The following is a 10,248-nucleotide window of genomic DNA, read 5'->3' as shown; positions in this document are numbered from 1 at the left end:
CCTTCCTCTTCCTCTTGACTTAAATACTCCGGGGCTCCGGGGGCTGGCCCCCGGCTTTCCCCGTCACATCTCGCGCGCCCGCCGGTCCAGCATCGCCTGCGTCACCAGCACAATGCCCCCCTCGCTGCGGCGGAACCAGCGCGCATCCTCCTCCGGGTCATGGCCCACCACCAGTCCCTCCGGGATCATCACCCCGGAATCGATCACGCAATTCCTCAGCTCCGCATTCCGCCCGATATCCACCCTCGGCAGCGCCACCACATGTTCCAGCACCGAGAAACTATGCGCCCGGCATCCGGTAAACAGCAGCGAATTGCGCACTTCCGACCCCGAGACGATACAATCCCCCGAGACCAGCGAGGAAATCGCCTGCCCGCGCCGCCCGTCCTCATCATGGATGAACTTGGCCGGCGGCACGATCTCGGCATAGGTCCAGATCGGCCAGCTGCGGTCATAAAGATCCAGCTTCGGCACGAATTCGGTCAGGTCGATATTGGCCTGCCAATAGGCATCCAGCGTGCCGACATCGCGCCAGTAAGGCTCATCCTCGATCCCCGTCGTCACGCAGCTGTCGGCGAAACGATGCGCCATCGCCTTGCCGCCCTTCACAATAGACGGGATCAGATCATTGCCGAAATCATGGCTGGAATTGCTGTCGACCACATCGCGCAGCAAAAGATCGCGCAAAAACGCCCAGTCGAAAACATAGATCCCCATCGAGGCCAGCGCATGCGCCTCATCCCCGGGGATCCCCGGCGGATTGGCCGGTTTCTCCAGAAAATCGGTGATCCGCATCGTGCCATCCACCGCCATTACCCCAAAGGCCGAGGCCTCCTTGCGCGGTACAGTCAGACAGCCGATGGTCACATCGGCGCCGGTATCGACATGCTGTTGCAGCATGATCTCATAATCCATCTTGTAGATGTGATCCCCGGCCAGGATCACAACATATTCAACACCATAGCTGTCGATAATGTCGATATTCTGCGCCACCGCATCGGCGGTGCCGCGATACCAGTTCACCTCATCCATCCGCTGGCTGGCGGGCAGCACATCAAGATATTCGTTGCGCTCGGCCCGGAAGAAACTCCAGCCGCGCTGGACGTGGCGGATCAGGCTATGCGCCTTGTACTGTGTCGCAATCGCCATCTTCCGAATGCCGGAATTCAGCGCATTCGACAGCGCGAAGTCGATGATCCGCTGCTTGCCGCCAAAATAGACCGCCGGTTTCGCACGCCGGTCGGTCAGCTCCTTCAGTCGCGATCCCCGCCCGCCGGCGAGGACGAAGGCCATGGCCTGGGCCGACAGTCTCTTATTCACTCTTGCCTTCATAGTCCCCTCCCCGGAATGACGGTATCTGATGACCGGGCCGTTACTCGATCACATGCTCCAAAAAAACAGCCGAGAGCGGCGGCAGCGTCACCAGGGCTGAAAACCCCTCACCCTGGGCATTGATTTTCTCGGCTATCACCCCACCCATATTGCCACGATCAAGCCCGCCATAGACGGCGGCATCGCTGTTGAGCCTCTCGCGCCAGAAGCCAGCCGCCGGCAGGCCAAGCCTGACACGGCGTTCCACCGGTGTCATGTTGCAGGCGACCACAACCGGCGCATCACCGGCATCCCCAAAGCGGGTCCAGGCAAAGACCGAGGTTTCCGCCTCATCCGCAAGCAGCCAGCGGAACCCTTCCGGGCGGGTGTCATGGCGGTAAAGCGCCGGCGTGTCGCGATAAAGCCGGTTCAGATCCCTGAGCCAGAGCTGTACCCCGCGATGGGCCGGGATCCTTTCCTGCTCCCAGTCAAGGCCGCGATCATGGTTCCATTCGCGCCCCTGCGCAAAATCCTGGCCCATGAACAACAGCTTCTTGCCCGGATGCCCCCACATGAAGCCGTAGAAAGCGCGCAGATTGGCGAACTTCTGTTCACCTTCCCCCGGCATTTTGCCAATCATCGAGCCTTTGCCATGCACCACCTCGTCATGGCTGATTGGCAGCACGAAATTCTCGCTATAGGCGTAGCTTGAGGCAAAGGTCATCTTGTTATGGTGGTGTTGCCGGTAAACCGGGTCGAGTTGCATGTAATCAAGGCTGTCATTCATCCAGCCCATATTCCATTTGAACCCAAAGCCCAGACCGCCCTGATCCACCGCCCGGGACACGCCCGGGAAGCTGGTCGACTCTTCCGCCGCCGTCATCGCCCAGGGACAATGGGCATAAACGGCGGTGTTCATCGCGCGCAGCATAGCAATCGCCTCGTAATTCTCGCGACCGCCATCCTTGTTCGGAACCCACTGCCCCGGCTCGCGCGAATAGTCGCGGTAAAGCATCGAGGCCACCGCATCGACCCTGAGCCCGTCGGCGCCGTAAATCTCCAGCCAGTAAAGCGCGTTCGAGATCAGATAGTTCGAGACCTCGGCCCGGCCGTAATTATAGATCAGCGTGTTCCAGTCCTGGTGGAAGCCTTCCTTCGGGTCCCGATGTTCGTAAAGCGCGGTGCCGTCGAACTGACCCAGCCCATGCGGGTCGGTGGGGAAATGGCCCGGCACCCAGTCAAGGATCACCCCGATGCCGCGCCGATGCGCCTCGGCTATGAAGGCGCGGAACTCATCCGGCGTGCCATGCCGCACCGTGGGCGCGAAAAGCCCGATCGGCTGATAGCCCCAGGACCCGTCGAACGGATATTCGGAAATCGGCAAAAGCTCGATATGGGTATAGCCCATCCATTCGACATAACCGAGCAATTGCTCGGCAAGCTCGGCCCAGGACAGGATACGCCCATCCTCCGTCCGGCGCCAGGAGGCGGTATGGACCTCATAGATCGAGACCGGCGCATCGACGGAATTGCGGCTTGCGCGGATGGCGGGCCAGGCGCCGTCATCATGGCTGCCCGGCAGGCGGCGCAGGACGCTGGCATTGCGAGGCGGATGCTCCGAGCCAAAGCCAACCGGATCGGCCTTGAGCGGCAGGATCGCGCCGCCCTGGCCGCGAATCTCGTATTTATAGCTTTCGCGCTCGGCGAGGCCCGGGATGAAGATCTCCCAGATGCCGGTCTGGCCGCGCTGCCGCATCACATGGCGGCGCCCGTCCCAGGTGTTGAAGGCGCCCACCACCGAGACGCGCCCGGCCGAAGGCGCCCAGACCGCGAAATGCGCCCCTTCGACCCCTTCATGGCTGATCAGATGGCCACCAAGCGCCTGCCAGAGCCTTTGATGGCTGCCCTCCCCCAGCAGATATTCGTCGATTTCACCAAGGACCGGGCCGAAAGCATAGGGGTCGTTATATTCCCAGGCCCAGCCCGCCCCCTCGGCCCGCAGGCGATAACCCGACCAGCCCGGCAGCACAGAGGTGAACATGCCGGGAATGCCCGGCCAGGGCCTTGCGGCATATTCGCCGCCAGGCGTGACCACGATCAGCCGCGCGGCATCGGGCATGAAGGCGGTGACCCGCCATTCGCCGGCGCTTTCATGCAATCCGAGAACCGAAAAAGGATCAGCGTGGCGGCCCTCGGCTATCGCCCGGGCATCCGCATCATTCGGTCGTCCAGCGCCTGTTCCCATTGCTGGGCCTTCCCTTCATCCGGCTTACAGTGCCGGTGTCACATCCCACACATCTTTCATGTAGCCACGAATTGTGCGGTCAGACGAGAAGAATCCGCTGCGCGCCGTATTTAGGGCCGCCATCCGGGTCCAGCGCTCGCGATCGGCAAAGGCGGCACCCACCTGGGCCTGGGCCGCATGGTAAGAGGCGAAATCCGACGAGACGAGGAAATAGTCATGGTGCCAGACGCCATGGACAATGCCGTGATAGCGGTCGGGCTGATCGGGGGAGAAGCGCCCTTCGGCGATCATTTGCAGCGCATCCTGCAATTCCTGGCTGGATTCGATGGCGCGGCGCTCATGCTCGGCCTCTTTGCGACGCTGGATCACCTCTTCTGCGGTCAGACCGAAGAGGAAGAAGTTATCCGCGCCAACCTCTTGCAAAATCTCGACATTCGCCCCGTCCAGCGTGCCGATGGTCGGCGCACCGTTCATCATAAATTTCATATTGCCGGTGCCAGAGGCCTCTTTGCCGGCGGTCGAGATCTGTTCGGAAAGGTCGGCGGCCGGGATCAGCCATTCCGCCATCGATACATTGTAATTCGGCGGATAGACCACTTTCAGCAGATCGCCGGTTTTCGGATCGCTATTGATGACCTGGGCCGCGTCATTGATCAGCCGGATGATCTCTTTCGCCACCGCATAACCCGGCGCCGCCTTGCCGCCGAAGATCTTCACGCGCGGCACCGGATCGGCGATCTGGCCGTTCCTCAGCTTGTTCCAATGCGCAATGGTCTCCAGGATGTTCAGGAGCTGGCGCTTATATTCATGGATGCGCTTGACCTGAACGTCGAACATCGCATCGGGCGAAATCCTGACACCGTACACCTCGCCGATCCGGTTCGAGACGCGGATCTTGTTGACGCGCTTTGCCTCATGGAAAGCCTGACTGAAGGCGGGATCCTCGACATGCGGCTCCAGCCCTTTCAGGCGGTCAAGGTCATCCTCCCAGCCGGTGCCGATGGTTTCGGTGATCAGGCCAGCCAGCGGGCGGTTGCACATTTTCAGCCAGCGGCGCGGGGTTACACCATTGGTTTCATTGATGATCCGTCCAGGATGCAGGGCGTTCAGCTCGGAGAAGAGGTTCTTCTTCACCAATTCGGAATGCAGCGCCGAAACCCCGTTCACCTTATGCGAGGTGATGAAGGCCAGTTCCCCCATCCGCACTTCGTGATGTTTGACGATGCCGATATAGTGCGGCGGATTGTAGGTATCGCGGTGCCAGGTGTCGATGCGCTCGACGATCTGCATATGGCGCGGCAGCACATTCCCGAAGGTAAATGTCGCCCAACGCTCCAGCGCCTCGGGCAAAAGCGTGTGGTTCGTGTAGCCCAGACAGCCTTGCGCGGTTTCCAGCGCATCGGCGAAATCCATGCCGTGGTCGTCGGTCAGAAGCCGGATCAGCTCTGGCCCGGCAATCGCGGGATGGGTGTCATTCATCTGGATCGCGACATGTTTCGGCAGATCGCGCAGATTGCTGTTCGAGGCAAGGAAGCGGCGGAGGATGTCTTGCAGCGCGGCAGAGGTCAGCAGGAATTCCTGCTTCAGCCGCAGCTCCTTGCCCTGATAGGTGGTGTCATCGGGATAAAGCACGCGGCTGAGCGTGCGGGCCAGCGCCTCCGGCTCGGCCGCCGCCGCGTAATCGCCGCGGTTGAAGCGTTCAAGGTCGAATTGCGTCGTCGGTTTCGCGGCCCAGAGCCGCAGGGTGTTGGCCCATTTGCCTTCCCAGCCGATCACCGGCGTGTCATGCGCCTCGGCCAGCACGGTTTCCCCCGGCACCCAGACCTGCTTGCCGTCTTTTTTGGTGATCTCGCCCTTGAAGCCAATCAGATAGGCGCTTTCAGGGCGCGGGAATTCCCAGGGATGCGCCTGGCTCAGCCAGTCTTCCGGCGTCTCGACCTGGCGGCCGCCCTCGAAAAGCTGGCGGAAAAGGCCGTGTTCATAGCGGATGCCATAGCCATAGGCCGGGCAGCCCACCGTCGCCATCGACTCCATGAAGCACGCCGCCAGCCGCCCGAGGCCCCCATTCCCAAGCGCTGCATCCGGCTCATTCCCGATCAGCATGCGCAGATCCATCCCCACCGCCGTCATCGCCGCATCGGCCTTGTCGTAAAGGCCAAGATTGACGATCGCATCTTCCAGCAGACGCCCGATCAGGAATTCCATCGACAGATAGCAGACCCGCTTATGCCCCGAGGCCCAGGTCTTGCGGGTCGAGGCGAACCAGGGGCCGACGATCCGGTCCCGGACAGCATAGGACAGTGCCATCCGCCAGTCATAGATACTGGCATTGGGCGCATCCTTGCCCAGCGTAAAGGTCAGATGGCGCAGGATATCGGTCGAGAGTTCGCCGGGCAGGAGTTCGCTGAAGGAGTGGCTGGCTGTGGTCACTGGGAAACCCTGTCTCGCTTACGGTTACAGTCATATGAACAGCCGCCCTGATCCAAGTGCAATGCTGCATCTGCATATTGCGCCACTTCCCCCCATTGCGGGCGCGCAAAAATGCCTCGGAAAAAGGCATATCTGATCTATGTCATGGCGCGAGAGGTAAGAAAGGCACGAGAATTACCTGAATTCGTCACTCAGGAGCCCCGGGAATGCATCTGACCACGCGCACGAGCCTCGCCATGAAGACCCTGATGTTCTGCGCCGTCAATCCCGGCCGGATCGTCCGGCGGGCCGAGATCGCCCAGTCCTGCAATGCATCCGAAAACCATCTGGCGCAGGTGATCTATCTGCTGGCGCAGCAGGGTTTCCTCAAGACCATCCGGGGCCGTTCCGGCGGGCTGATGCTGGCGCGCGCGCCCGAGGATGTCACCGTTGGCGAGGTGTTTCGCAAATTCGAGCGCGTTCTGGCGTTCAGCGATTGTATCGGCCCGGATAAGAGCGATTGCCCGCTGGCCGCGCATTGCCGCCTGACCTGCGTGCTGAACGAGGCGCTGGATGCGTTTTACGCCAGGCTCGACGCGACGCGGCTCAGCGATCTGGTCGATGGCAATGAGGCGCTTGCCCGCCAGTTGCGCGTCGCCTGAGCGCGGCACCGGCGCGCGCGCCTGTTTCAGCCCGCCCGCGCAATCACACCGATCTCGCGCAGCGCGATATCCAGCGCGAGCCCCCGGCCGCTGTCGGAATTGCGCGCCTCCTTGCAGATCGCATCAAAGCGCTTGCGCAGCGCCTTTTTTTCGTCGCCCTTGCAATCATTCCAGGGCCGCCCCTGCAGCCCCATCACCAGCACATAATAGCCGATGAAATGCGGTCGGCTGCCCGATAACAGCAGCAGCCGATAGCCCTCATCCGCCCCTACCGCGCGCAGATCTTCGGCGCTGTTGATCCCGGCCCGGGCAAAGGCGGCCTCGGAGGCCGGGCCCAGATTGGGAATGGAAGAGACGGGGTTCAAACTGGCAAATCCTCTGCGGCTGACATGGAGAGACTGGCTGGGGCAGGCTGGATGGGCAGACTGGCATGAGGGAATGGCGGCACGCAATGGCAGGCCGCAAAGCGCTGCGGGCTTCAGGCCAAGTCTCGCAGCCCGCCAGGCGGGACACAAGCCCCGGGCCACCGGGCCTGACACCGAACAGTGCCGCAAAACGCGAAAAGGGGCCAGCCAATGGCTGACCCCCTGATCTGTTTCTGTGTATCGGGGATCCTGTGGGCCATCAACCACCGCCCTGATAAACCCGCTCCGGTCATCCACTTGTGCCGGCACAGCCCGAAGACCCTGCTGCGACCCTGATTCCGTCTCAGGTCAGATCGAGGCCCAGTCGGTGAAAATCGTCTTCCCGCCCTGCTGCTGCGGGGTGCTGCCCTGCTGCTGCTGCTGCTGGGGTGCGGGGGATTGGCTTCCACCCTGCTGAGGTTGTTGTTTCGTCGCCATCTTACTGCTCGCTATCTTTCTGCTCTCGAGAGGCACTCCGCAGACATGCTGCTTACGAGCATCATTTGCGCCCTGGTGGCGGACTATACAAGTGGGTGATTCGGCACCAATCCGACGGAAATGTTCACATGTGCGGCATTCGCCACAGTTCCCGCCCCTGAAAGAGGCGGGATAGAAACACTTTTCTCCTTCAGGTCGTAAAATGCCCCCGACCGGGTGCCGGCACAGGCCCTGACAGAGACCCTGACACAGGCCCTCGCGCGGACTCAGCCAGGGGCTCAGCTAAGCCCATCCAGTGCGGCCACCGCCGCCTCGGCGGCAACGCCCTCTACCCGCACCTCACGCGCGGTCAGATCAACCTCGACAGAGCTGGCAATCGGCTTCAGCACCGCCTCGACCGAGGCTTTGCAATGGCCGCAACTCATATCGGGAACGGAAAGCCTGGTCATGGTGAACTCCTGTCTTTGACCCTGATATGCGCCTTCCCGCAGGGGAAAGGTCAAGCCCGGCACAGGCTCAGGGCTGCCATGCGAAAGCTGCATGGCGATTTAGCGGTGCCGGGTCTTGACCTTCCCGTGACTGGAAGCCCCATATGTCATCCCCGAAAGGGATCATTCCATGACAACCGTATCCTCCGCCCTGCCCCACACCGTCTCCGCGCCCCCCCCTGGCTTTGTCCGGCTGCAGCTGGACGGCATGACTTGCGCCTCCTGCACCGCCCGGGTTGAACGGGCGCTGAAAGCCGTGCCCGGCGTCGAGGAGGCAAGCGCGAATTTCGCCACCGGCGAGGCCCAGGTGCGCTTTCACGCGCCCGCCGATACCGCCGCCCTGGCCGCCAGCGTCGCGAAAATCGGCTATCCGGTAAAGCCGGTGACTGTCGAACTCTCGGTCGGGGGCATGACCTGCGCCACTTGCACCGGGCGGGTGGAGCGGGTGCTGATGGCGCAGCCCGGCGTTGTCTCGGCCACGGCCAATCTGGCTACGCGGCGGGCGAAGGTCACGCTTTCGCAACCGGTGGATCCGGCGCTGCTCGCCCGCGCGGTGACCAAAGCCGGCTACAAGGCGGCGCCGCTCGCGATGGCCCCGCCTGCCGATCCGGCAGCGGATGAGCGGGCTTTGTGGCGCGATACGGCTGTAGCCACGCTGTTGACCTTGCCGGTCTTTGTCACCGAGATGGGCGGCCATCTGATCCCCGCCCTTCACCACTGGCTGCATCTGAATTTCGGCACATGGCCGCTCTGGGTGATGCAATTCCTGCTGGCGAGCCTGGTTCTCGCCTTCCCCGGCCGGCGGTTTTTCCTCAAAGGCATCCCGGCTTTGCTGCGCGGCGCGCCGGATATGAACAGCCTCGTGGCGCTTGGCACGCTGGCGGCCTGGTCCTATTCCACCCTGGTCCTGTTCCTGCCGGGCCTCTTCCCCGAAAACGCCCGCGCCGTCTATTTCGAGGCGGCGGCGGTGATCGTGACGCTGATCCTCGCGGGCCGCGCCATGGAGGCCCGCGCGCGCGGCCGGGCCGGTGCCGCCATTGCCAGCCTGATCGGCCTGCAACCCAAAACCGCAAGGCTTGAGGATGGCAGTGAGATCGCGGTTGCCGATCTGACGCCCGGAATGCGGGTCACCTTGCGCGCGGGCGAGCGGGTGCCGGTCGATGGCCGGATCGTCTCGGGCCATTCGGCGGTGGATGAAAGCATGCTGACTGGCGAGCCTCTCCCGGTGACCAAAGCGACCGGCGACCGTGTGACCGGCGGCACCATCAACGGCAATGGCGCGCTGGTGATCGGGGTCTCGGCGATCGGCGCGGATACGGTTCTCGCCCGGATCACCGCGATGGTGGAAGAGGCCCAGGGTTCGAAACTCCCCGTCGAGGCGCTGATCGACCGGGTGACGATGTGGTTCGTGCCGGCGGTGCTGGCGGTGGCGGCGGTGACGGTCGGGCTCTGGCTGGCCGTCAGCGGCGATATGGCGCGGGCGCTGGTGGCCGGGGTCTCGGTCCTGATCATCGCCTGTCCCTGTGCGATGGGGCTGGCCACACCGGTCTCGATTCTGGTGGGAACCGGGCGCGCGGCACAGATGGGGGTGCTGTTCCGGCGCGGCGAGGCGCTGCAACGGCTCGCGGGTCAGAGCCGCATCTGCTTCGACAAGACCGGCACCCTGACCGAGGGCCGCCCCCGCGTGGTCGGGGTCGAGGGGCCGGAGGACATCCTGCCGCTGGCCGCTGCGGTCGAACGCGGCTCGGACCACCCGCTGGCCGCCGCGATTCTGGCCGCAGCCGGTGCGGCAGAGAGGCTGCCGGTGGCGCAGGATTTCTCGGCCCGTCCGGGCTATGGGGCCGAGGCGACGGTTAACGGCTCCCGTATCGCGGTCGGCGCCGCGCGGATGTTCAGCACAATTCCCGCCGGCCTGAAGGCCAGCGCCTCGGCGGCGGCAGCAAGGGGGGAAAGCCTCGTCTTCGTCGCCAGGAACGGCACCGTCACCGGGCTGATCCGGGTGGCCGATCAGATGAAAGCCACCACGCCCCGGGCAATTGCTGCGCTGCAAGAGATGGGCGTGACGCCGGTGATGATCTCGGGCGATACCGAAGCGGCCGCTCGCCATGTCGCAAGCCAGATCGGCATTGCCGAGATCCATGCCGGCGTGCTGCCCGAAGGCAAGCAGGAGATCGTCCGCGAAGCCGATGCCGCCTTTGTCGGCGATGGGATCAATGACGCGCCCGCCCTGGCGGCGGCGGAGGTCGGGATTTCAATGGGAACCGGCAGTGATGTGGCGATCGAGGCGGGGG

8 protein-coding genes are annotated in these 10,248 nt (G+C 63.4%); 2 read left to right on the top strand and 6 right to left on the bottom strand.

Translation table 11 applies throughout. The annotated features are described in order from the left end of the window. Positions 1–63 precede the first annotated feature (63 nt). The 3 genes from glgC to DRF71_RS05005 are packed head-to-tail and all read right to left on the bottom strand — an operon-like array spanning position 64 to position 5,986. Positions 64–1,332 (bottom strand): glucose-1-phosphate adenylyltransferase, encoded by a 1,269-nt coding sequence (gene glgC, locus DRF71_RS05015; RefSeq protein ID WP_112309399.1) that lies wholly within the window; start codon positions 1,330–1,332, stop codon positions 64–66. 40 nt (positions 1,333–1,372) lie between these two features. Further along, entirely contained in the window at positions 1,373–3,556 is a 2,184-nt protein-coding gene (glgB, locus tag DRF71_RS05010; protein WP_112309398.1) for a 1,4-alpha-glucan branching protein GlgB, read from the bottom strand. Positions 3,557–3,580: 24 nt separating this feature from the next. Next, entirely contained in the window at positions 3,581–5,986 is a 2,406-nt protein-coding gene (locus DRF71_RS05005) for a glycogen/starch/alpha-glucan phosphorylase (RefSeq protein ID WP_232831307.1), read from the bottom strand. A 206-nt stretch (positions 5,987–6,192) separates the two neighbouring features. Between DRF71_RS05005 and DRF71_RS05000 the strand changes: the two genes are divergently transcribed. Next, entirely contained in the window at positions 6,193–6,627 is a 435-nt protein-coding gene (locus DRF71_RS05000) for an RrF2 family transcriptional regulator (protein WP_112309397.1), read from the top strand. A 26-nt stretch (positions 6,628–6,653) separates the two neighbouring features. Here DRF71_RS05000 and DRF71_RS04995 read toward each other — a convergent pair whose 3' ends face one another. The 3 genes from DRF71_RS04995 to DRF71_RS04990 form a co-directional block, all read right to left on the bottom strand. Then, positions 6,654–6,992, bottom strand: a complete 339-nt coding sequence (locus DRF71_RS04995) for a TfoX/Sxy family DNA transformation protein (protein WP_112309396.1) — start codon at positions 6,990–6,992, stop codon at positions 6,654–6,656. Between the two features lie 348 nt (positions 6,993–7,340). Then, positions 7,341–7,469 (bottom strand): hypothetical protein, encoded by a 129-nt coding sequence (locus tag DRF71_RS28980; RefSeq protein ID WP_269814331.1) that lies wholly within the window; start codon positions 7,467–7,469, stop codon positions 7,341–7,343. Between the two features lie 278 nt (positions 7,470–7,747). Continuing rightward, positions 7,748–7,918, bottom strand: coding sequence for a heavy-metal-associated domain-containing protein (locus DRF71_RS04990; protein WP_112309995.1), 171 nt, complete (start codon positions 7,916–7,918; stop codon positions 7,748–7,750). Positions 7,919–8,087: 169 nt separating this feature from the next. Here DRF71_RS04990 and DRF71_RS04985 point away from each other — a divergent pair. Further along, a partial coding sequence (locus DRF71_RS04985; RefSeq protein WP_332872042.1) for a heavy metal translocating P-type ATPase occupies positions 8,088–10,248 on the top strand: 2,161 nt, incomplete at its 3' end.

The organism is Pseudogemmobacter bohemicus (genome assembly GCF_003290025.1).
In the GTDB taxonomy this organism is placed as follows: Bacteria; Pseudomonadota; Alphaproteobacteria; order Rhodobacterales; family Rhodobacteraceae; genus Pseudogemmobacter; species Pseudogemmobacter bohemicus.
The sequence above is the reverse complement of the archived record's forward strand: the minus strand, read 5'-3'. Positions and strand labels throughout refer to the sequence as shown.